Below are 23,498 nucleotides of genomic sequence, written 5' to 3' on the forward strand. Positions count from 1 at the left end.
GGCTCCTCGCCCATCACCTACGCGATGGTGACATACAAGTCGGGAAGCAAGTCATGTCGTTTCACGACCAGCTATCTGATGAACGCCACACCAGGTGGAGTCAGAACGCCCAAATGGAATAAGAGCGCAGTCGCAAGTGGTGGTGCTAGATGTGAAATTAGTATCACATCTGTGAATTACGCCAGTCACGATTGGAGCGTAAATCTCATCATGCGTTGATGTGCATAATTTGAATAAGGTCGCCGGAACGGTGGCCTTGTTTAAGAAAGCCATACAGGGAGGCAACATGATTCAAGGTATGGGTGCCGTATCAGAAATGCCTGTGATTTTTATTGTAGGAAAGAAAGCCGTGCCTGATGGTGATGCGCTGAACACACTCAGCTCATCGCGGGAGCGGGCTGATAAAGCCAATTTCTCTTTGCTGGCTCGACAGCTAGGTGAGAGTGCTCTTCGATCCAACAAACGAGAGCAGGAGCTGACCCGCGATGAGCTGGCTGCTTATGCGAAGAAGCAGATAAATGATTTTGCGCTCGACGGCTACAGCTTTGGAAAACATCGACACGATCAGGAACTGCCCGATACAGATGATCCTGAACATCTGGCGAGGGCGAGGCAGGCAACCGATTACGTCAACCAAGCCGCTAGTGGCAACCGATATGCGCAAAATCCGTTTGCAGGTCTGTCTCGTGATCAGTTGGCACTGATCGCTTATGACGACAGTGGCGGCTACACGATCAATGAGCGCCACGCGGCTTGGTCTGAAAGTCATCGTCTGAAATCCGAGTGGGCTGAAGGAGCAGTCACTCGCGCCCAGTTAGAAAGTGCTCAAACGGGGCGAATCCCGGTCTTCCTCACAGAAGTGCTGAGCTTTTATAGAGCGCTGCCTAAAATCGAGCAGGTTCAGGACTGCTATCCAGGCGATTACGAAGCAGAGCTTTTGGAGAAAATTCGCGTGGAGCTGAGTCGGCCCAATGACGAGGCGCCGGAGCTGGCGAAGCGGGGATTGAATCTGTATGACATTCTGGCGAGCATCGCGATGCCAGAGAAAAAGGAGGCTGAAGCCAAGCGTGAGCAGTCTGTAAAACAGCACTCTGTGCAGGCGTCAGCCCCGTCCTCTGTTTCTGATAAACCTACGGTGGTATCTGATACTGATTCGGCGTCGACATCTAAGACGAACAACTAATCTCCAAATGCTTCCCCCAATCCGGCGGCCGCTGTGCATAACTTTCCATCCCTGCCTGCTCCTCGAACGGCTTGCACAGCACTTGGTGCAGGCGGCGGACTTCGGTGTAATCGCCTTGTTCGGCGGCTTCGATGGCGCGTTGCGCCAGGTAGTTGCGCAGCACGTAAAGCGGGTTGACGGCGTGCATCCGGGTGCGGCGGTCATCCTGACTGCTGGCAGGGTCGCGGGCGATGCGGGCTTTGTAGGCGTCGGCCCAGGCGTCGAAGCCGCGCATGTCGACAAAGTCATCGCGCAGGCTTTGAACGGCGACGTCAGCAGCGTCTTCGCCCAGACGGCGGAAGAACAGGCTGTAGTCGACGCCGCTGTTCTGCATCAGTTGCAGCAGGCGGGCGATGAGGTCGGCGTCGTCGTCTTCGGCGGTGGTCAGGCCCAGACGGCGGCGCATCAGGTCCAGGTAGTGGGCCTGATACAGCGGCAGGAACAGGCCCAGTGCTTCGCGCAGGGGCTCGACTTCGATGAACGGCGTGAGGGCCTGCGCCAGTGCGCTGAGGTTCCATTGGCCGATGGGGACCTGATTGCTGAAGGAGTAGCGGCCTTCATGGTCGGAATGGTTGCAGATGAAGTGCTGATCGAAATCGTCCAGGAATGCGAACGGGCCGAAGTCGAAGGTGATGCCCAGAATCGACATGTTGTCGGTGTTCATCACCCCGTGACAGAAGCCATAGGCCTGCCATTTGGCGATCAGCTCGGCTTGCCGTTCGACAATCGTGCGGAACATCGCCAGATACGGTTCAGGCTGCTGGAGGCATTCGGAGTAATGCAGTGACAGCACGTGGTCAGCCAGCGTTTTCAGGGCGTCATGCTGCTGGGTGTAAAAGAAATATTCGAAGCTGCCGAAGCGCACATGGCTTCGGGCCAGTCGCAGCACCATGGCCGCGCGCTCCTGGGTTTCGCGCCACACGGGCGTGCTCGAGCCGATGACGCAGCCTGCGCGGCTGGTTGGGATGTTCAATGCATGCAGCGCTTCGGACGCCAGGAACTCGCGAATCGAGGAGCGCAGCACCGCGCGGCCGTCGCCCATGCGCGAGTAGGGTGTCTGCCCGGCGCCTTTGAGGTGCAGGTCCCAATGCTCGCCGGCGTCGTTGTAGACCTCGCCCAGCAAGAGTCCCCGCCCGTCGCCCAGGCGTGGGTTATACGAACCGAACTGATGGCCTGAGTACACCATCGCCCGTGGGTCCGCTTCGGCCCAGAGTTTGTGCCCACTGAACAGCTCGGCAAACACCGGATCCTCGGCCTGGGCGGGGTCCAGGTCCAACAGCCCGAGGGCCGCATCGCTGGCCACCACCAGGCGGGGTTCAGCGATGGGCTCGGGCAGTACGGACGTGGAGAACGTATCGCCCAGGCGGGCGAAACGGTTGTCGAAGGTCAGGGCGTCGAGGGCTTTCAAAGCGAGCCTCCAGCAGAATGTGCGAAACCCATTCTGCGGGCAATGCGCCGATCAGTCGAGCTTGGCTTCCGGCGGCTCCGGCACATCCTTCGGTGCGGGGGGCACCACCGTCGATGCAGGCGGTGCGATTGCCTTGGTGTCTTGATCGACGGGCACCATTTTGTATTCCTGGCCCTGCATGTTCTTGAGGTACACCTCCATCTGCCGGAACGAGATGTTGATGTGCTGCTTCTTGAACTCCTTGTTGATGAACCGATTGATCTCGTCGAGCACCGGGTTGCGATCGCCCAGGTCGCGGACGTGCATGCGCAGTTCGTGGTCCAGCGTGCTTTCGCCGAAATTCAGGAAGTAGACGATAGGCTCCGGCTCTTTGAGAACGCGAGGGTTTTCGCGGGCGGCCTGCAACAGCAACTTGCGCACCAAGTCCAGATCGGAGCCGTAGTCCACACCCAGCTTCAGGGTGACGCGGGTGATGGTGTCGGTCAGCGACCAGTTGATCAGTTGGCCGGTGATGAACGTCTTGTTCGGAACGATGATGTCCTTGCGGTCGAAATCGGTAATGGTAGTCGCGCGAATGCGGATTTTGCTCACCGTGCCTGACAGGTTGCCGATGGTAATGGTGTCGCCGATCCGTACCGGGCGCTCGAACAGGATCATGATGCCGGAGATGAAGTTCGCGAAGATCTCCTGCATCCCGAACCCGAGGCCGACCGACAGGGCCGCCACCAGCCATTGCAGCTTGTCCCAACTCACGCCCAGCGCAGAGAGTGTCGAGACGAACCCGACGCCCGCGATGATGTACGACAGCAGTGTGGTTGTCGCGTAGGAACTGCCCTGTTTCAGGTTCAGCTTCGACAACACGAACACTTCCAGCAAGCCGGGGAGGTTGCCCGCCAGCACGAAAGTGATGCCGATGATCACCAGTGCGCCGATGAGGTCCCCAAGGCTGATCGGCACCATGCTGGTGTTGGTGCCGGTTCCGGTGGTGTATTCGTACAGGGTGATGTTGTCCAGGTAGGAGAACACGGTGATCAGGTCGGCCCACACCAGATACAGCGCGCCGATGAAACCCGCGATCAATGCCAGACGAATCAGGCGCAGGGATTGTTGGTTGACCTGCTCGATGTCCAGTGTCGGCTCCTCGACCAGGGTTTCGCCTTCACCTGCGTCCTTGGCGGCCTGACGCTTGGCCAGGGCCCGCTGGTAGGCCAGACGCCGTGCGGCGACGCCCAGGCCGCGCACGAATGCGGCCTCGATGACCAGCCAGAGCATCAGCAGGTAGAGGGTGTCGATCAACCGGTCGCTGAGCTTCAGCGCGGTGTAGTAGTAGCCGAAACACACCGCCAGGAACAACGCGACCGGCAGGGCGGTGAACGCCAGGCCGACGGCCCGGCGGAACAGTGACGCGTTTTCGTGGGTCGGGCTGGTCAGCAACAGACGGGCGAGCAGCCAGGTCATCAGGGCGTAACAAGTCAGCACCACTGCAATACCGATGACGTCATCGGCCAGCGCGGACGGCTCGTGTTCGGCGACCGCCACCACAGTCACTAGAGCCAGCACCACCAGGCCCAACCGGCGTATCCAGCCACGCAGGAATTCCACCTGGGACTTTTCCCAGCGGAAATGCAGTTGCGCCACGCCACCGGGCGCCAGGATGCGGTAGGCGGTATAGAACACCAGCCAGGCCAGCGAGATCTGCATGAGCGCCGCGCCGAGATTGACGTTCTGTTCCCGGGCGTCGATCTGCAACGCCAGCGCGCAGGTGGCCAGCGCCAGCGACAGTGGCATGGCAAGGAGGATGTTGATAATGATCGCCAGCGGTGTTTGCCACTGCCGATCCCGCTTGAAGTGGCCAATGTCACCGTGCAGGCGGTTGAGCTTGTCGTACAGCGCCTTGCGCTTCCACATCAGCACGCCAATCACCAGCAGCAACGGCAGGAAGATCAACGGGCGCTGGGTCAGGCCATCGGCCAGTTCGCTGACGGTGGAGGTCCAGGGCAAGGTGGAGATCTGTTTCATCAGCCGCGGCTTGACACGCTCGAACCATTCGAAATCCAGCGGCTTGTTGCTGGGAATCCAGAACATTTGTTCATCGAGGGTCTGACGCAGGTTGATCGCCGTGCTGACGAGCTGTTTCTGGTTCAGTTGCAGGGTGATGGATTCATTGAGCAGCGCGCTCAATTCACGGTTAAGCCGCTCCAGCAGATCGCTGCGGGTGGTGGCGAGGTCGAGCAAGGCCTTGCGCAGGGCAGGGGTAACGTCCTCAGGCTTCTGCGTGGCCAGCAGCGTGTCAACGTAACTCGCCGGGTTGCTCATCTGCTCGCGCTGCTGATTGACCTCGAACTGATACAGCCGAATGTCGGCAATTTCATCGGCCAGCCCGCTGTCGAGCTTGAGCTTGGGCAGCGCCTGTTTCTGTTTGTAGAGGATCTTGGAGAGCAGCAGGCTGCCGCTCAAAACGTTGATCTGCTCATCTAGCGCGGCGTCGGTCTGCGTGATGGCGTCCAGTTGGGTTTTCGTCTTGAGGTTCTGCTGGGTCAGCTCGTTGAGGCGGTCGGTGCCCCGCAACAGGTAGTCGGACAGCTTGAGGTTGGCCGCGCTCTCGCTGGCGAGCAGGCTGCTGCCACCGGCTTTTTGTGCTTCGATCGACAGTTGGGTCACGGTTTCCTGCGACTGCGCGCGACGCTTGTCATTGATCAGCGTCTGCAGGTCCTGGATTTCCTGGTCCTGACGGCTCACCTTTTCAGTCAACAGGTCATGCTGACTGCCACCCAAGTCCTGCAATTGACTGTTGCCGGCCAATTCCTGACGTCGCAGGGCAATCAGCGCATTGATCGATGCCAGCTCTGCATTCAACTGGTTGCGCTGGTCGGAACTGATTGCTTTGCCGCCGTCCTTACCGGATTTGAGGATGCCGTTGATGGTCTGAATGCGCGTCTGAGCGTTGCTGATTTCGGCCTGCGCGCGTTCCGGGCGCGTCTGGGCAGTGATCGTCAGGCTGTTGGCATCGTTCAGGGCTTTCTGCAAGTCGGCTTGTTGAGCGCTGCGCTGGCTGAGCATCTGCTCAAGCTGGGGGACATCCAGATTGGCGTAGCGCTGGGCAACCGGGATCACCTTGCTGGCTTTGAGTTTGGCGAGTTCGCGCTGGTTTTCGGTGGTCTGCCGAGGGGCATCCGTCAATTGCTTCTTCAGGTCCTCCAGCTTTTGCTGGTTGTCCTTTTGGCTGGCGAGGAAACCGAGCGTCTGTTCCAGCACCTGTTGCAGGGCCTTTTGATCATCGGCGGACAGTTTGCGATCGGCGATCTTGTCCAGGCTTTGCTGAACGGCTTCGGCCGAAGGTGGAGGGGTGTCGGCGGCGAAGGCCGGGACGTTGAACAGGCAAAGCCCCAGCAAGGCTGAGGCACAAAAATTACGCAGCAGGAACATAGACACCGGGCTGGACGATCAGGAAATGTGAGCAGTTTAGAGGAACAACCCGGGGGCCGGGCGGGTTCCTTCCGGGAATCTGACGCCCACTTTAAGGATCTTGTTCCCTTCCATCACGGCGACTGTCCAGATAGTTCCATTCCATTCGACCTGGTCGCCAACGATTGGCGCGCCGCGATTCTTCTGAATGATGAACTGGCTCAACGGCATGTCTGGGTCCAGACCGTCGAGTTTCAAACCGTACAATGCCGCGACAGCCCCGAGCTGAGCGTCTCCTTCGAGGACGAAGTCGCCGAAGAAGCGCAGATCCAGACCTCGCTGCGGGGCCTGGCTGAACAGTTTGCCGAGGGCGGGCAGGTCATGTTCATGGCCGATGACGCACAGCAAGTCGCCCGTTTCCAGCACCGTACTACCCGACGGATGGAGCAGTTGCTGACCGCGAAACAGCGCAGCGATCCGCGTACCTTCCGGCATTTTCAGCTCGCGAAGTGCTGCGCCGATGCACCATTTTTCCGCACCGAGGCGATAAACGAACAGCTCCCACTCGCTGGTCACGTGCACCTCGAGCGCGGCGCGGGAGATAGGTGCTGGGTCCGGCGGTACCGTGACCTTCAGCCATTTGGCCATCCACGGCAGGCTCGTGCCTTGGACCAGCAGCGAAACCAGAACGATGAAGAATGCCAGGTTGAAGTAGAGTTGGGCATGAGGGAGCCCGGCCATCAGCGGGAAGACGGCGAGAATGATCGGCACCGCGCCGCGCAGGCCGACCCAGGCGATGAATGCCTTCTCGCGGCCGTGGAATACGCGGAAGGGAAGCAGCCCGGCCAGCACCGACAGCGGGCGCGCTACCAGGATCATCCACAGCGCCAGCCCCAGGGCGGGCAGTGCGATCGGCAGCAGATCGTGGGGTGTGACCAGCAGCCCGAGCACCAGAAACATGCCGATCTGCGCCAGCCAGGCCATGCCGTCGAGCATGTGCAGAATGCCGTGGCGGCTACGGATCGGTTTGTTGCCCAACACCAGACCACACAGGTAAACCGCCAGAAAGCCGCTGCCATGGATGGCGTTGGTCAGGGCAAAGATGGTCAGGCCGCCCGCGATCACCAGGATGGGGTAGAGGCCATTGGCTAAGTTGATGCGATTGACCAATTGCAGCATCAGCCAGCCACCGCCAAGACCGACCAGGGCGCCGATGCCGAACTCCTGCACCAGGTGCCCCAGCAGGCTCAAGTGCAGGCCGGTCTGACCTTTGGCCAGCATGTCGATCAGGGTCACGGTGAGGAACACCGCCATCGGGTCGTTGCTGCCGGATTCGATTTCGAGGCTGGCGGTCACCCGTTCGTTCAGGCCCTTGCCGCCCAGCAGCGAGAACACCGCTGCGGCGTCCGTGGAACCGACGATGGCACCGATCAGCAAGCCCTGAATGATGTTCAGGTCAAACAGCCATGCCGCGACCATGCCGGTGAGCCCCGTGGTGATCAGCACGCCGACCGTGGCCAGCGATAACGCAGGCCAGAGCGCTACTCGGAAACTCGCCACCCGAGTGCGCAGCCCGCCATCGAGCAGGATGACGGCCAGTGCGAGGTTGCCGACCAGGTAGGCCGTCGGGTAGTTGTCGAAAATGATGCCGCCGCCGTCGACGCCCGCCACCATGCCGACCGCCAGGATGATCACCAGGATGGGAATGCCCAGGCGTGATGACAGAGAACTGACCAGAATACTCGCGGCCACCAGCAACGCGCCGATCAGAAACAGGCTGTTGATGGTCGTGGCATCCAAGGGCGGTACTCCAGACAAAAAGCAGAATGAGCGCATCCGAAGACTGACATGCAGCCGACGTGCCAATGGATTTAACCCGTTGAATTAGTGGGCTGTCAAAGGCTTATGACTGTCGATGTCCAGAGGACAGGGATTAGGGGACGATTTGGGTGAGCTCCGTTCGCCATCAGCAATGCTCGACTTCGAGTGCGGTGCGTATCTATCACACATCGACGGATTGAGGCACCCCGGAGCTTCCAATGACTGCGCCCGCCTCTCACAAACCCGCAGGATAAATAGCTACCACCTACCATCGATTCCACCTGATTACGTGCATGGCTTTGATCGCTACCAAGGACCGGAAGCCATGCATGTCTCTACCCCACAACTTTCCACGGCCGCGTTTGATGGCCTGGGCTATCTGGCGTTGCGTGAACGCGCCGCAGCTTTCATACGCAATTACCCAGACATCTACACCCTCGCGTATCAGGCCGCACGGCATATTCTTGAAAAGCATACCGGGAATAAGTCATTTAACCCGGCGAGGGTGTATTGGCATCGTTTTTCGGGAGCGAGCAATAGCTCCCGCACGTTCACCGGCTGGCAACACGGAGGGCGGCCTTCGCAATCGTTGACGTTGATCGAATTGGTCATGCACCGGTTCAGCGCCGCTGACCAGGATGCGCCGGATGACTTGAACGTCTACAGCGGCTTTTACACAGTGGGCGCTGATGGGGTGCGTTATGACGAGCAGAATGAAGTCCCGATGCTGCCCAGTGACGTGCTGCGCGACTTCTGGACGATGGATTTCGCGAGTGCGTGCAAGCACAAGGTCGAAGCGTTCTGGCGCGAACATGGCGATGAGTTCTGTGCGTTCACCAAGGCCCGGTTGCTGGCGTCAGCAGGCGTTGCACTCAGCAAAAGGCAGTTGGCACCGGATGATTTTCAGGCTGTCCTGGCGGCAGTCACGGGCGGCGATGACCCGCGCGTGACCTGGGCGATGCTGCAAACGCGCAATCGCGCCAATCATCGAGGGTCGGTCCATGTGTTCGAGCTTGCCGGGCACGCAGCGCGGGACATGCTTTATATCCGCAGCGGGTCTGGGCGCGTGATTGTGTATCAGGCCGACGCCCGCCCCGCGTTTCGGTGCTTTGACGACGATCACGCTTTGGGTCGCTGGATAACGGCACAAATGTCCGATCCGGCGTCAAAGGCAGCGCTTGCCTCACACTTCGTTCGAGGCCAAGCGCAGCAGACAGATTTTGCCAAGAAGGTATCCCGAGCAGGAAATCGGGCGATCAATATGCCTGCCCCCGGACAGGCCGCGAGCACCTGGGTTTTCGAACAGCTACGAGACCGTGCCCAGGAAGAAATGCGAGAGGACGTGCATACGCTGCTGACCGGCAACGCGAGCCTGCGCAAGCAAATGTGGATCGGTTATCTGGGGGCGTTCATTCAGGTGGCCGGGGCATTTGCGCCCATTGGTTGGCCCGTCGCACTGACCCTGGTCGGAGCAGGCGTCGCGAGCATTGGTTTGAACATCGATCAAGCGATCAACGGGCGCACTGCACCACTTCGGAAGTCGGGGGTGGTGGGCGCCATCGTCAATTCCATCTATCTGCTGTTCAATCTGCCTTTATTGGCCGACATCCGCGGTCTGGCAACCTCCATCTCGCAGTTGGAACATGAAGCGGTGGACGGGTTGGAAGCGTTGGAAGCGTTGGAAGGGAACGCCATCTTGCCGCCCGCAACTTCGCTGACCGATGCCTCCCCTTACCGGGGGATTCATGTACTGGAAAACGGCGAAAACTGGATCAGTTTGAATGACCGTTCGTTTCGGGTGCAGTACGTTGCGGACTTGAAACTCTGGTTCATCGTCAACCCGGACAACCCATTCTCGTTCAGCGGCGCGCATCTGGTTCGATTCAATGAGGCCAATGAATGGGAACTGGTCGGCGCGCCGGGCCTGCGCGGCGGGGGTTCCATGGAGCCGAGCGGCAGTGTGCCGCCCCCCTTCGAGCGTGTGACGTCGTCGTTCTGGGACACCTACATGCAATTCAATGTGTCAGAGGAGCGGCGATTGTCCGAGGTCGGCAATCAACGCCAGGAGTCGCTGACGAGCATTTACGAAGTCGTTGAGGACGATAGCGTGTTCACTGATTCAGAAGGTGATGAGGTTGCCATCGACAGCTTTGGCGAAAAGCACCGCATCTTTAAAACCGCTCACGATTGGTTCGGGGGGACTATCACGCTGTTCACAAGGGATGAAGACGCCTACAACGTGTTCTTGCGCACCGGCGCGCGCAAAGGGCCTGATCAGGTTGGCGTCATAAGCCGTCTGCTCGAAGACCTTGCTGAAGTCGGTCACAACAATGACGTGCCGTTATACAGAGGCGGCAGCGGGCATCGCGGCACCTCGGGGCAGGCCTTTCGCGATGGCCAGTTCAAGGCAGGCGACGTGCTTGTGAACACCGACTTCACTTCATTCAGTGAGAATCCGTACATCAGTCGAGTGTTCGCGAGCAGCCAAGCGGGTGCGGCGTCAGAAAGCTTTATGGGCGACGTTTCTTTCGACAACACCTCAATCGTGTTCGAATTACCTGCCAAGCAGTATTTGAGCGCCACCCCCATCAGCCCGTTTTCCGTGAGCCCCGAGGAGGTCGAGTCAGTATTTGTGCCTGGCAACTACTTCGAGATTCAGCGCGTTCAGGAGGTGATGGGTACCGGGTATCGTTTCATGAACGTGCAGCTCAAGCAGATACCCCTGGAGCAGGTGACTGGGGCTGTGTACGACTTGCGCACGGGCATGCCTTTCAGCCGTGACCAGTTCGCCGCCAGGCTGGGGGCAGGTGCTGAAACGCTTGTTGACAGCTTATTCCCGCCTGCGACCTCTTAAGCCCCTTCAAAACCACTGATCTTGCATCGACAGACAGAGGTCGTCCCGCGCCTGCAGAATGGCCAGCTCGTGATGACAGGCTGGAATCTCCCAGGTCAGGAAGTACCGGGCGGCCTGCAGCTTGCCTTTGTAGAACGCGACGTCGCCCTCGCTTGCTGTCCTAAGCCCTTCTTCTGCACGGATCGCTTGCTCCAGCCAGCGCCAACCGATGACGGTATGACCGAAGGCTTTCAGGTAAAGCGCTGAGTTGGCGAGCGTGGCGGTGGTCTTGCCTTGGGCCAGGTCGGTCAACAGATCCAGCGTGACGGCCTGCAGGCGCGCAACCAGTTGTTCCAGAGGCTGACGCAGCGCGCTCAGCGAAGCATGCTTTTGAGCGCGTTGACACGTGTCTGCGATCAGGCGAATCAGTTGTTTGAGGCCGGCGCCGCCGTTCTGCGCCAGCTTGCGTCCCAGCAGGTCCAGTGACTGGATGCCGTGAGTGCCTTCGTGAATCGGATTCAGGCGGTTGTCGCGGTAATACTGCTCTACCGGATACTCGCGGGTATAGCCATGGCCGCCAAGAATCTGGATCGCCAGCTCGTTGGCTTTCAAGCAAAACTCCGAGGGCCAGGATTTGACAATGGGCGTCAGCAGGTCCAGCAATTCATGTGCTTGTTTGCGTTGGTCCTCGGTTTCGCCGGTTTGCGTGTCGTCGAACAGGCGTGCGGCATACAGTCCCAGGTCGAAAGAGCCTTCGACGTAGGCTTTCTGCGTCAGCAGCATGCGTTTCACATCAGCGTGTTGAATGATCGAAACCGGCGCGCTTTCAGGGTTCTTGCTGTCGGGCAGACGGCCTTGCGGACGCTCGCGTGCATACTCCAGCGAGTACAGATACCCGGCGTAACCCAGCATGACTGCGCCCATGCCGACGCCGATCCGGGCCTCGTTCATCATCTGAAACATGTAGCTCAAACCGCGGTGTGGCTTGCCAATCAGATAGCCTGTGCAGTGGCCGTTGTCACCGAAGTTCAGGGCGGTCGATGTCGTGCCACGCCAGCCCATTTTGTGGAAAAGCCCCGCCAACACCACGTCATTGCGCGCGCCGAGACTGCCGTCATCCTTGACCAGGAACTTCGGCACGATGAACAGTGAAATCCCTTTCACACCAGGCGGTGCGTCAGGAAGCTTGGCCAGCACCAGATGCACAATGTTTTCCGATAATGGATGGTCACCGCCCGAAATGAAAATTTTGTTGCCGCGCAGCCTGTAAGTCCCGTCGTTGGCGGGTTCTGCGCGGGTGCGTATGTCCGACAGCGAGGATCCTGCGTGAGGCTCGGTCAGTGCCATGGTGCCGAAGAACCGGCCCTCGAGCATCGGCTGCAGGAAGCGTTGTTTTTGCTCATCGCTGCCAAAGTTTTCGATCAGGTTAGCAGCGCCCATGGTGAGAAACGGGTACGACGCCGTGGCGGCGTTTGCCGCTTGGAAATGCGCAAAGCACGCTTGAGAGAGCAGCGTGGGCAGCTGCATGCCGCCCGCCTCGAAGTCCCGCGCCGCGTTGAGAAAACCCGCCTCCAGAAAGGCGTCGACTGCCGGTTTCACCTCAGGGATCAACACCGCTTCGCCGTTCTCGTAGCGGGGCTCGTTCTCGTCGTTCTTGCGGTTGTGTGACGCAAAGAATTTCTCAGCGATCGTCCGCGCGGTGGAGAGGGCTGCATCGAAGGTCTCGCGACTGTGCTCCGCAAAGCGCTCCCGCCGCGTGAGCCCCTCGGCGTCTAGCATTTCGTAGAGTTCGAAAGCCAGATTGCGAGAACTGAGCAACATTTCGGACATGGCAGCGCACCTTTAACTGATGTGCGTTTGAGTCTAGGGAAGCAGGGAGGGGGTGAACAGGAAGATTGATTTGGGTGATGGAGCGATAGAACGAGGCGGTGTCTGATGCAGTTGCTGCTCCAGTCATCTGACTGCTTGAACGGCTGGACACTGCGGCTGGGGAATGTGCAGGACTGTAGAGCGCGCTTGCCCGCGATTGCGTTTTGCCAGACACCATTGCGGTGTCATGACTCACGCATCGCGGGCAAGCGCGCTCCTACACCGGGGCATCGTTGTTCAGCCGATAGTCATCAGGCTCGCATTGCCCCCTGCTGCTGCGGTGTTGACGCTCAGTGCGCGCTCGATCACCAGGCGTTCCAGTCGCTGACCAATTGATTCGCCTATCCCTCTTTCGGCAGTCGTTTGAAGACCTCTTCGCCACTGGGCGGATCATACAGTCTTGAGCTTATCAACTTTGGGGGAGTGGGGGCTGGCCTGTTGGAGAGGCGCTGTCCTACATCACCGGACGAATCGCCCGGCATTCAGCAATGGGTAAAGACGTTATCAACGCACCACTTGATTGTCGGCTTCTTTGACGGTGGGCGTTGAGCATGAAAAAGGTTATCCCAAGGGCTAGTGCGCGGCACTATTCGCTGAACTCCATAGAAAGTCCGCTCTTCGCAGCATTTGAGGTAGAGCGGGCGTTGGCAAACCCATATGACCTCGAAGGGTTAGTCGAGCTGATTGACGACGCTCATATCGCGTTGAGTGACTGCCGGTTGGAGTATCACAAGCGTTCAATTCTTGAGCGGATGGAACGAGCTGAGTGGTTGTTGGTGACCGACCGGCCTTTCAAACCGCTGAAAATCTCCGAGCTGACAGGGACCGCAAAATTCAACCTTCGCTCGCTTTCGGTGGCCCCGGCGTTGCACGTTGCCAAAAGAATGACTCTGACAGGCGGTCCCGGACGATGGGTGACAAAAGGCATTGAATATGACACGGCGAGAAACGCGGTGTTTTTTGCTGCCAACTGGCTGACTTCAAGAGGCGATGAAGGGCGCATGTTTTTGAGCGAGGGTAAGGATTACGCGAACACTTCCAGAACAGTAGTTCAGGAGTGGCAACCTCTCATGGATGGGCAAATGCATCTACGAGATAAATCAGTGTCTCGCTATTACGGCGAGCAGCGCCGCATAGGACAGCAGTTTGTTGAGGCTGAGGATCACTGGCAGATTTCAGGTACTTCTTGGCACTGGCGACCGACGATAGGGAACATTACTTATGAGTTGAAAGGAGAATAGGCAGGTGCGTCAGTTGAACATTTCTGCACGAGCGGTTTTTTGGGGGTGGGGGATGTTTGATGCGATTTACATCGCCCGTTACGTTTTTTTGAGCATTGCCGCGGGCAGGATCCCCTATGTGAGTGACCTTCAGAATGGCTTGGTGTTGATCTCGGATCACGGGGTGTATGCCAAGGCGCTGGCGGCGTTGTCTTGGGGCTTTGAGGTATCGATTATTCTCAGCTGTTTCTTGTTTCTAGGGCGATGGCGAGCGGCACTGTGGCTAGGGTGGGCTCAGATACCCTTTCGTCTGGTTCTGGTGGTCCCTTCCGTTTCTATCATCTTCATGGGGTCTGACATCGTTGAGCGGTACGGCGTCGTCCTTATGCTGCTTTTGGTTGTCCTGTCTGAGTGTTTGAAGGGCTGGACGTTGTGGGTTGCTCGCAAGCATTCGTTGTAACGAAAAGTGGGCAGGAGCTTCTCGGAAATACCTCTTCTCTCCAGAAAGGGAGGCCTGCTCAAACAACTGTAGGAGCGTGGCTTGTCCCGCGATCTGGCGCGCAGCGGCAGCGAAATCAGGCAACGTCGATATGCCGGCCATACCGGATCAACTGACCTAACTGCCGCTGCGCCCCAAATGGCATGGCAAGCCGCGCTCCTACAGGTTTACGCTTCGGATCCTTACCCGATAGTCATCAGGCTCGCATTGCCCCCTGCTGCTGCGGTGTTGACGCTCAGTGCGCGCTCGATCACCAAACGCTCCAATGCAATGCCGGTTTCGCCTTTGGGGATGCCCTGCACGCCGACGATGGCACCGCTGCGCTGCGCAACCTGCTCGCAGATCGCGCGCAGCTGATCGGAGTCGCCATGGTGGAGCACCGCCTCGATTGCGACGTCGTCCTTGTTCCAGTCATTGACCAGCTTGAGGCGGCCTTGCACCTCTTTGGGCAGGCGTTTGTAGAGTGGCTTGCCTACTTCGTTATCGGGAACGATCGCCGTGCCCCCAACTGCCAGGACAGCCGCCAGTTGGGTCAGCAAGTCGGCCTCGTCATCGGCCAGGCACAACACATGCTCCCGTGGCAGAAGGGTATAGCTGTTGCGCTCGCCGGTCGGGCCTGCGAGCAGGCGGGTAATGCCGCTTTGCGATTGCTCGGTGAACTGCGAAATCACACTTACCAGTTCCGACAGTTGTTGGCTGGTCGCCCAGGCTTTCAATGCGTTGAGCGGCTTGAGCAGGGTCTCACGCAGGCGAGTGTCCGGCGCAACCCCGGCATCACGAGTAGCAAAGGATTTCTGCACGGCATCGGCAGGACGTGTCGACAGCAAGCGGTACAGATACAGCGGGCCGCCCGCCTTCGGGCCCGTGCCAGAGAGGCCTTCGCCGCCAAACGGTTGCACCCCGACCACGGCGCCGACGATGTTGCGGTTGACGTACATGTTGCCCGCATTGACCGAGTCGATCACCTTGGCGATGGTTTCGTCGATGCGGGTGTGCACGCCGAGTGTCAGGCCGTAACCCGAGGCGTTGATCTGGCCGATCAACTGATCCAGTTCTTTGCGCTTGTAGCGAACAACGTGGAGCACTGGTCCGAAGATTTCGCGTTGCAGTTCATCGAAGCTTTCCAGTTCGATCAAGGTCGGCATCACGTAGGTGCCGCGTTTGATCTCGTCACTGTCCGCGATGGCGACCTGATACACGGAACGGCCTTTGTCGCGCATGGCCTGGATATGTTTCTCGATACCGGCCTTGGCCTCGGCATCGATTACCGGCCCGATGTCCACTGCCAGCCGCTCCGGATTGCCCAGACGGCTTTCCGCCATGGCGCCCTTGAGCATTTCGATGACGCGGTCCGCGGAGTCTTCCTGCAGGCAGAGCACGCGCAAGGCCGAGCAGCGTTGGCCCGCACTGTCGAAGGCTGAGGACACGACGTCGATGACCACTTGTTCGGTCAGTGCCGAGGAGTCGACGATCATTGCGTTCTGCCCGCCGGTTTCGGCGATCAGCGGGATCGGGCGGCCCTGTGCGTCAAGGCGCCCGGCGATGTTGCGTTGCAGCAAGCGAGCGACCTCGGTCGAACCGGTAAACATCACCCCTTTGACCCGTTCGTCGCCGACCAGTCGAGCGCCGACGGTCTCACCACGGCCCGGCAGCAGCTGCACCACGCCTTCGGGAATGCCGGCTTCCAGCAGAATGCGTACGGCTTGCGCAGCCACCAGCGGCGTCTGTTCAGCAGGCTTGGCCAGCACGGGGTTGCCTGCTGCCAATGCCGCCGCGACTTGACCGCTGAAGATGGCCAGAGGGAAGTTCCATGGGCTGATGCACACCACCGGCCCCAGCGGACGATGCGCATCGTTGCTGAAATCATTGCGCGCCTGTACGGCGTAATAGCGCAGGAAATCCACAGCCTCGCGCACTTCTGCGATGGCGTTGGCGAAGGTTTTACCGGCTTCGCGAGCCAGCAAGCCCATCAGGGGCTGGATGTCAGCCTCCATCAGGTCAGCGGCGCGCTCCAGGATAGCGGCGCGCTCGGCGGGGGGAGTCGCCTGCCAGATCGGTCCTGCACTCAGGGCGCTCAACAGGGCGTTGTCGACATCTTGTAGGCTGGCTTCCTGAACATGACCGACCACATCACGCAGATCGGAAGGGTTCAGCACCGGTGTGGCTGCCCCCGCGCTGACTGGGCTGCCCAGCATCGGCAGGGCTTTCCAATCGTTGTGTGCGGTGGCGAGCAGGGCAGAAGACAGCGACGCCAGCCGATGTTCGTTGGCCATGTCGATACCCGCCGAGTTGGGGCGCTCGCTGCCATACAGATCCCGTGGGAGGGGAATCCGCGGGTGCGGCAGCCCGAAACCGCCTTCTTGGGTGGCCATGCGTTCGATGCTGGAAACCGGGTCGGCCACCAGTTCCTGAATCGAGATCGACTGATCGGCAATGCGATTGACGAACGAGGTGTTCGCGCCGTTTTCCAGCAGGCGACGAACGAGATAGGCCAGCAGGGTCTCGTGGGTACCGACCGGCGCATACACGCGGCATGGACGGTTCAGCTTGCCCTCTGCAACCTTGCCCACCACCTGCTCGTACAAAGGCTCGCCCATGCCATGCAGGCATTGGAATTCATACTGGCCGGGGTAATAGTTCTGACCAGCGATGTGGTAGATGGCCGACAGCGTATGGGCGTTGTGGGTAGCGAATTGCGGGTAGATGACCTCGGGCACCGACAGCAGCTTGCGGGCGCAGGCGATATAGGACACGTCGGTGTACACCTTGCGCGTATAGACCGGGTAACCCTCCAGGCCTTCGACTTGGGCGCGTTTGATCTCGCTGTCCCAGTAGGCGCCTTTCACCAGGCGGATCATCAAGCGATGACGGCTGCGGCGAGCGAGATCGATCACATAGTCGATCACGTAAGGGCAGCGCTTCTGATAGGCCTGGATCACGAAGCCGATGCCGTTCCAGCCGGTCAGTTGCGGCTCGAAACACAAGCGCTCCAGGAGGTCGAGCGACAGTTCGAGGCGGTCTGCCTCTTCGGCGTCGATGTTCAGGCCGATGTCGTACTGTTTGGCCAACAGCGTCAGCGACAGCAGGCGGGGGTACAGTTCCTCCATGACCCGCTCGTATTGCGCACGGCTGTAGCGCGGATGCAGCGCCGAGAGCTTGATCGAGATTCCGGGGCCCTCATAGATCCCGCGTCCATGAGACGCTTTGCCGATGGAGTGGATCGCCTGCTCGTAGGAAGCCAGGTACTTCTGGGCGTCATGTTCGGTCAGCGCCGCTTCGCCGAGCATGTCGTAGGAATAACGAAAGCCCTTGGCCTCGAACTTGCTCGCGTTGGCCAGCGCTTCGCCGATGGTTTCACCGGTGACGAACTGCTCGCCCATCAACCGCATGGCCATGTCGACGCCCTTGCGGATCATGGGCTCGCCGGATTTGCCGATGATGCGGCTCAGGGAAGAAGTCAGACCTGCCTCATTGTGGGTGCTGACCAGCTTGCCGGTCAGCAGCAGGCCCCAAGTGGCTGCGTTGACGAACAGCGACGGACTGTTACCCAGGTGGGGTTGCCAGTTGCCGGTGCTGATTTTGTCTCGGATCAGGGCATCGCGGGTGCCTTTGTCCGGGATGCGCAACAACGCTTCGGCCAGGCACATCAGGGCAACGCCCTCCTGCGAGGACAGCGAGAACTCCTGCAGAAGGCCCTGGACGATTCCGGCCCGGCCGCCGGCGCTCTTCTGGTTGCGCAGCTTTTCGGCGATCGAAGCGGCAAGCTTGTGGGCCGCATCGGCCATCGGGGCCGGCAGGCGCGCCTGCTCGAGCAGCATGGGCACCACCTCAGGCTCGGGGCGGCGGTAGGCGGAAGTAATGGCGGCTCGCAGCACTGATTGCGGGAGGATGCTTTCGGCGAATTCCAGAAACGCTTGGTGATTGGTCTCTGCGGGCAATTCGCCCTGGTCTTCACCGTCCTTGCTCAAACCGTCGAGGTCACTCAGGGTTGCACCACTCTCGAGCTTCTCCAGGTAATTGAAAATGGCCTGTTTGATCAGCCAGTGCGGGGTCCGGTCGATGGACTGCGCAGCCGCTTTCAATCGCTCGCGGGTCGGGTCGTCGAGTTTGACACCCAGAGTGGTGGTCGCCATGTCTTGTCCTCATGAGAGCCACGGTGAGCGTGGCGATAACTGCCGCCAAGGGTAGCCCCGCACTTGGTGTGGTGCAACCGGGTGCAACCCATTTTTTCAAGATATTTCCTCGATGTTCGATGATGGCGCATCGTCGCGCCAAAAGAAGGCGCAGGCTATGTAGTACGCGGCTTTAACTTCCGTAGGTGGGGTCCGACTAGCATGGTTTGAGCAGAAAAGGTGCAACTCGCTGCCCGATTTGGGTTGCGCCTTCGCGGTTTGAGTCGCTAGCATGCCCGGCCTTGGTGCAACCCGTTGCTCCTGCCATAAAAACAACGCACGGACCCACACAATGAGCGTCAGCAATCCCACCTTGATCACGTTCGTGATCTACATCGCGGCGATGGTACTGATCGGGCTGATGGCCTATCGAGCCACTAATAACCTCTCTGATTACATCCTTGGAGGGCGCAGCCTGGGCAGCGTCGTGACCGCGCTGTCTGCGGGCGCCTCAGACATGAGCGGCTGGCTGCTCATGGGCCTGCCGGGTGCCGTTTACCTTTCGGGCCTGTCTGAAAGCTGGATCGCCATCGGGCTGATCGCAGGGGCCTACCTGAACTGGCTGTTCGTCGCAGGGCGGCTGCGTGTCCAGACCGAGCACAACGGCGATGCACTGACGTTGCCGGATTATTTTTCCAGTCGTTTCGAAGACGCCAGCGGACTGCTGCGGGTGATCTCAGCCATCGTGATTCTGGTGTTCTTCACCATTTATTGCGCGTCGGGCATCGTGGCGGGCGCGCGCCTGTTCGAGAGCACCTTTGGCATGTCATATGAAACGGCCCTGTGGGCGGGGGCAGCGGCCACCATCGCCTACACGTTCATTGGCGGCTTTCTTGCCGTGAGCTGGACCGACACGGTCCAGGCCACGCTCATGATCTTTGCACTGATCCTCACGCCGATTATCGTGCTGCTCGCAACTGGTGGCGTCGACACCACCTTCCTCGCCATCGAAGCGAAAGATCCGACGAGCTTCGATATGCTCAAGAACACCACCTTCATCGGCATCATTTCCCTGATGGGATGGGGGCTGGGGTACTTCGGGCAACCGCACATCCTGGCGCGTTTCATGGCGGCCGACTCGGTCAGGTCCATCGCCAACGCGCGGCGTATTTCCATGACCTGGATGGTCTTGTGCCTGGGTGGCACGGTCGCGGTGGGGTTTTTCGGGATTGCTTACTTTTCGGCGCATCCGGAGGTGGCCGGCCCTGTGACGGAGAACCATGAGCGGGTGTTCATCGAATTGGCCAAGCTGCTCTTCAACCCGTGGATCGCCGGGGTATTGTTGTCGGCCATTCTGGCAGCGGTGATGAGTACGCTGAGTTGTCAGTTGCTGGTCTGCTCCAGTGCGCTGACGGAAGACTTCTACAAGGCGTTCCTGCGCAAGCATGCCTCTCAGCGGGAGCTGGTCTGGGTCGGTCGCGCCATGGTGTTGCTGGTCGCGCTGATTGCCATTGCCCTGGCCGCTAATCCGGAAAACCGCGTTCTAGGGCTGGTGAGTTATGCCTGGGCCGGCTTCGGCGCCGCGTTCGGTCCTGTGGTTCTGATTTCGGTGGTCTGGAAAGGCATGACCCGCAATGGTGCTTTGGCGGGCATTCTCGTTGGCGCCATTACTGTCGTGGTGTGGAAGCAGTTCGCGTGGCTGGGGCTGTACGAAATCATTCCAGGCTTTCTGTTCGCCACTGTCGCGATCGTACTGTTCAGCACGCTGGGCAAAGGGCCGTCGCAAGGCATGGTCGAGCGCTTCGAAGCGGCTGAAAAGGAATACAAGACGGCCTGACTGGGCCTGTCGGAAATCCGGATGACGCCAATCCAGGCGTCATCCGGCCTTATCTGGGCCGCTGCCGAGCTTGCGCGCGAGAGTAGGCCGGGTGATGTTTCAGTTGGCGAAGCCCCTGGTTGCACCCCCTGTGCCTGCCACTAGCCCTTGTTGTGATCGGTATCCAGGTTGAAGAACATCACCTTCCCACCTTCGCTGGTGTAGCCCGTGTTGTCCTGGGTGTAGACACCTGCCTTGAAATACAGCTGCTCAGCCCGCCAACTTGCGCTGATGCGGTCGTTCCAGACCCTGTCGCCCGCCCGCACCGCCAGCAATCCTGCCTTGTTCAAATGGATGACGTACTTGAACGTTTCATTGAGCCGAATGCCCTCAGCGACGGTGATGACTCGGGCTTTCTTGTCGTTGGGGTGAAACCTCACCTTGGCCACGATGCTGCCGTCTTTCGTAGCGTCTTTATATTGATATTCGAGCTTGAGCAACGGCTGATTGCTTTCGTACACATGAATCTGGCCAATCACCACGCGGCCGGAAGAGGGGACCTGCAGCACCTTGAGCTTGGCATTCAAAAAGTTGTCGGCGTCGGGGTAGTACCAGTTGTGCAGTTCGCCGTTGGACCAGGTTTCCCGTAATTCGCTGCGCGGATAAATGGCGTTGGCGGTCTTGCTTCCCGTCACGGGGGCCCAGAAGGTGATATTCGCCCCGCTGGAGGTGAAGTATTTGCCGTCATAGCCTTGAAGCAGTTGCTTGGTTTCAATAGTTGCGGGGGGCGAGCCCACTGGAATGCTCAGATTCCAAGTTCCCAAATCGATCATTTTTCAGTCGTCCGTTCATGTCTCATTGCCAGTAAACGCGTCTGGCGCTAGGGTTTGAGGGGCGACCCTTATACGTTTCGTCTTGTCGGTTGTTAAATCGAATCCGTCAAACGGATGAAACCAAAGTGCTGTCACTTTCGTCGAATGGCACGTCCTCAGGGGGCTCCAGCACCTTGACCGTTAGTCGGGTCGCGCGATTGATCTAGATAGCAAAAGGATGGCCTTCCTACACTTTTTGGCATTCGGGGCTAGAGTAGATGCCAATCAGAGAAGGACTGGAACCCTCTCACCTAGCAGTAACGTGAATGAGTAGCAGCATGGAATGCGTGCAAACCCAGCCACCAAATGGCAAGTCAGTGTTGTTGGTCGTGGATGACTATCCGGAGAATCTCGTCACGATGCGGGCGGTCCTGCAGCGTCAGGACTGGGAAATCGTGACGGCCAGTTCAGGCATGGAAGCGCTAGGCCTGCTGCTGGACGTCGATGTCGACCTGGTTTTGCTGGATGTGCAGATGCCCGAGATGGATGGGTTCGAAGTCGCGCGCTTGATGCGCGGCAGCCAGAGAACCCGGCTGACACCGATCATCTTCCTGACGGCCAATGAGCAGTCCCGTGATGCTGTGCATAAAGGCTACGCCAGCGGAGCGGTCGATTACCTCTTCAAGCCGTTCGACCCCAATATCCTCAAACCCAAGGTCCAGGCGCTGCTGGAGCAGCAGAGCAATCGCCGCGCCTTGCAGAAACTCAGCCGCGAACTGGAGTCGGCTCGTGCCTTCAATGCCTCGGTGTTGGCTAACGTCGCCGAGGGCATCCTGGTGGTCAAGGAAGACGGGGTCATCAGCTTCGCCAACCCGGCGATCTGTCGTCTGTTGGGCATGACCGACGGCGAATTGCGTGGCACCGGACTGTCCCGTTACCTGCAAGAGCCCGCGATCAGTGAGTGGAGCGATTCGGGCTTCTACCACCACTATCGGCGAGCGGACACCTACCGTGTCCATGACGCGATCCTGCGTACCCCGGAAGGAAGGCAAGTGCCAGTGGCGCTGTCCTGCGCCCCGTTGCCCGACGAACAGAAGGCGATGGTGTTGAGTGTGCTGGACATGTCTGTGGTGCGTGATCTCTACAGTCAACTCGAACAACAAGCCGTCACCGACTCCCTCACCGGGCTGCTCAACCGCCGAGGCTTTTACCAAACGGTGGAAGGGATGCTGGTGCGCAACGAAAACGCCGGGAAGTACCTGGTGGTGCTGTATCTGGACCTCGACGGATTCAAGCACGTCAATGATTCGCTGGGGCACGACGCGGGCGATCAGGTGCTGGTGTGGGTCGCCGAGCAGCTCAAGGAGAGCCTGCGCCCCTATGACGTACTGGCGCGGATGGGGGGTGACGAATTCGTGGTGGTAATCGACGGTTTGGACTTCCCGGAGCACGCCGCGAAGGTCGCCGAAAAACTCATTGATCGGATTTCCGTCCGGCGCCATGTCGATGGCGTCGAGGCAACCCTGGGAGTCAGTATCGGCATTGCCGTCTACCCCGACTGTGGCCCCCATCTGGACGGCTTGCTGCGCGCCTCCGATATCGCTATGTATGAGGCCAAGCGTGCCGGTCGCCACCAGTATCGCTTCTATGATCAGTACATGAACGGCCGCGCCCGTTCCCGCCTGATGCTTGAAGAGAGCGTGCGCACAGCCATCGAAGGCAAGGACTTTTCGATCGTCTATCAGCCGCAGATCAATGTGGTGACCGGGCGAACCCGGGGTTTCGAGGCATTGTTGCGGTGGAACCACCCGGACGCGGGGGATGTGCCCTCGAGCCTGTTCATCCCTTTATTGGAAGAAACGCGGCTGATCAACAAGCTGGGCGGCTGGATCTACGAACAGGGTGCTGCTCAGCGACAGCAGTGGGCCAGTGTGTTTCCCGATGATCTGGTGGTCAGTGTGAGCGTCAGCCCGGCGCAATTCAGCATGCCCAACCTGGCAGCCGAGTTGCAGCGAGCCATCCAGATTCACAACCTCAAGCCTCGGCAACTGGAGGTGGAAATCACCGAGCCGTCCCTGGTGCACAACCTTGTCCACAGCCGCAAACAGCTGCAGAGCCTGCATGACATCGGGGTGCGCGTATCGCTGGATGACTTCGGCGCAGGAGACAGTTCTCTGGCACACCTGCGCAATCTGGATCTGGACACCCTCAAGATCGACCGTCATTTCATCGGCGGCATGATGAGCTCGCCGCGTGATCTGGCCGTGGCGCGCAGCATCATCGACATGTGTCGGCTGTTGAGCATCGAGGTCATCGCTGAGGGCGTGGAGACGCTAGAGCAATACCAGTGGTTGGTGGATAACGGCTGCGAGATCATTCAAGGCTTCCTGCTGGCCCATCCGTTGACGCCGCAAGAGGCGCTCCGTTTCGTCGAGCCTGTCACTCTGCCAAGTCGGCACCCGCTGCTCAGCGAGGATTGAC

Annotated in this window: 12 protein-coding genes; 6 read left to right on the forward strand and 6 right to left on the reverse strand. The window is 59.5% G+C overall.

Annotation, left to right across the window (positions count from 1 at the left end):
• Positions 1-286 precede the first annotated feature (286 nt).
• Positions 287-1,183 carry a hypothetical protein gene (locus tag N5D61_RS09190; RefSeq protein WP_279892208.1) on the forward strand — a complete coding sequence of 299 codons (897 nt, stop codon included), beginning with the start codon at positions 287-289 and terminating at the stop codon, positions 1,181-1,183.
• Here the strand turns inward: N5D61_RS09190 and selO are convergent.
• The 3 genes from selO to N5D61_RS09205 are packed head-to-tail and all read right to left on the reverse strand — an operon-like array spanning position 1,167 to position 7,835.
• Positions 1,167-2,630 (reverse strand): protein adenylyltransferase SelO, encoded by a 1,464-nt coding sequence (gene selO / locus N5D61_RS09195; RefSeq protein ID WP_279892210.1) that lies wholly within the window; start codon positions 2,628-2,630, stop codon positions 1,167-1,169. The genes N5D61_RS09190 and selO overlap by 17 nt on opposite strands.
• A gap of 51 nt (positions 2,631-2,681) precedes the next feature.
• Complete coding sequence (gene mscK, locus N5D61_RS09200) at positions 2,682-6,056, reverse strand: mechanosensitive channel MscK (RefSeq protein ID WP_108237393.1); 3,375 nt, start codon at positions 6,054-6,056, stop codon at positions 2,682-2,684.
• 36 nt (positions 6,057-6,092) lie between these two features.
• Positions 6,093-7,835 (reverse strand): potassium/proton antiporter, encoded by a 1,743-nt coding sequence (locus N5D61_RS09205; RefSeq protein WP_108237392.1) that lies wholly within the window; start codon positions 7,833-7,835, stop codon positions 6,093-6,095.
• A gap of 172 nt (positions 7,836-8,007) precedes the next feature.
• Here N5D61_RS09205 and N5D61_RS09210 point away from each other — a divergent pair, with 172 nt between their 5' ends.
• Positions 8,008-10,710, forward strand: coding sequence for a DUF6543 domain-containing protein (locus N5D61_RS09210; protein ID WP_279892211.1), 2,703 nt, complete (start codon positions 8,008-8,010; stop codon positions 10,708-10,710).
• A gap of 6 nt (positions 10,711-10,716) precedes the next feature.
• Here N5D61_RS09210 and N5D61_RS09215 read toward each other — a convergent pair whose 3' ends face one another.
• Entirely contained in the window at positions 10,717-12,519 is a 1,803-nt protein-coding gene (locus N5D61_RS09215; RefSeq protein ID WP_279892212.1) for an acyl-CoA dehydrogenase, read from the reverse strand.
• Positions 12,520-13,109: 590 nt separating this feature from the next.
• On the opposite strand from N5D61_RS09215, the gene N5D61_RS09220 reads away from it, so the two are divergent.
• Together N5D61_RS09220 and N5D61_RS09225 are read left to right on the forward strand one after the other, a co-directional pair.
• Positions 13,110-13,799, forward strand: a complete 690-nt coding sequence (locus N5D61_RS09220; RefSeq protein ID WP_108237389.1) for a hypothetical protein — start codon at positions 13,110-13,112, stop codon at positions 13,797-13,799.
• A 4-nt stretch (positions 13,800-13,803) separates the two neighbouring features.
• A complete protein-coding gene (locus tag N5D61_RS09225) occupies positions 13,804-14,238 on the forward strand; it encodes a hypothetical protein (RefSeq protein ID WP_279892213.1) in 435 nt (144 codons plus the stop codon).
• Between the two features lie 221 nt (positions 14,239-14,459).
• Here the strand turns inward: N5D61_RS09225 and putA are convergent, their stop codons facing one another.
• Complete coding sequence (gene putA, locus N5D61_RS09230) at positions 14,460-18,410, reverse strand: trifunctional transcriptional regulator/proline dehydrogenase/L-glutamate gamma-semialdehyde dehydrogenase (RefSeq protein WP_279892214.1); 3,951 nt, start codon at positions 18,408-18,410, stop codon at positions 14,460-14,462.
• A gap of 331 nt (positions 18,411-18,741) precedes the next feature.
• On the opposite strand from putA, the gene putP reads away from it, so the two are divergent.
• Positions 18,742-20,226, forward strand: coding sequence for a sodium/proline symporter PutP (gene putP / locus N5D61_RS09235; protein WP_177411038.1), 1,485 nt, complete (start codon positions 18,742-18,744; stop codon positions 20,224-20,226).
• Positions 20,227-20,366: 140 nt separating this feature from the next.
• Here the strand turns inward: putP and N5D61_RS09240 are convergent, their stop codons facing one another.
• A complete protein-coding gene (locus tag N5D61_RS09240) occupies positions 20,367-21,038 on the reverse strand; it encodes a polysaccharide lyase family 7 protein (protein ID WP_108237385.1) in 672 nt (223 codons plus the stop codon).
• A gap of 317 nt (positions 21,039-21,355) precedes the next feature.
• Here N5D61_RS09240 and N5D61_RS09245 point away from each other — a divergent pair, with 317 nt between their 5' ends.
• Entirely contained in the window at positions 21,356-23,497 is a 2,142-nt protein-coding gene (locus N5D61_RS09245) for an EAL domain-containing protein (protein ID WP_279892215.1), read from the forward strand.
• The last annotated feature ends 1 nt before the right edge of the window (position 23,498 follow it).

Source organism: Pseudomonas sp. GD03842 (assembly GCF_029841165.1).
GTDB lineage: Bacteria > Pseudomonadota > Gammaproteobacteria > Pseudomonadales > Pseudomonadaceae > Aquipseudomonas.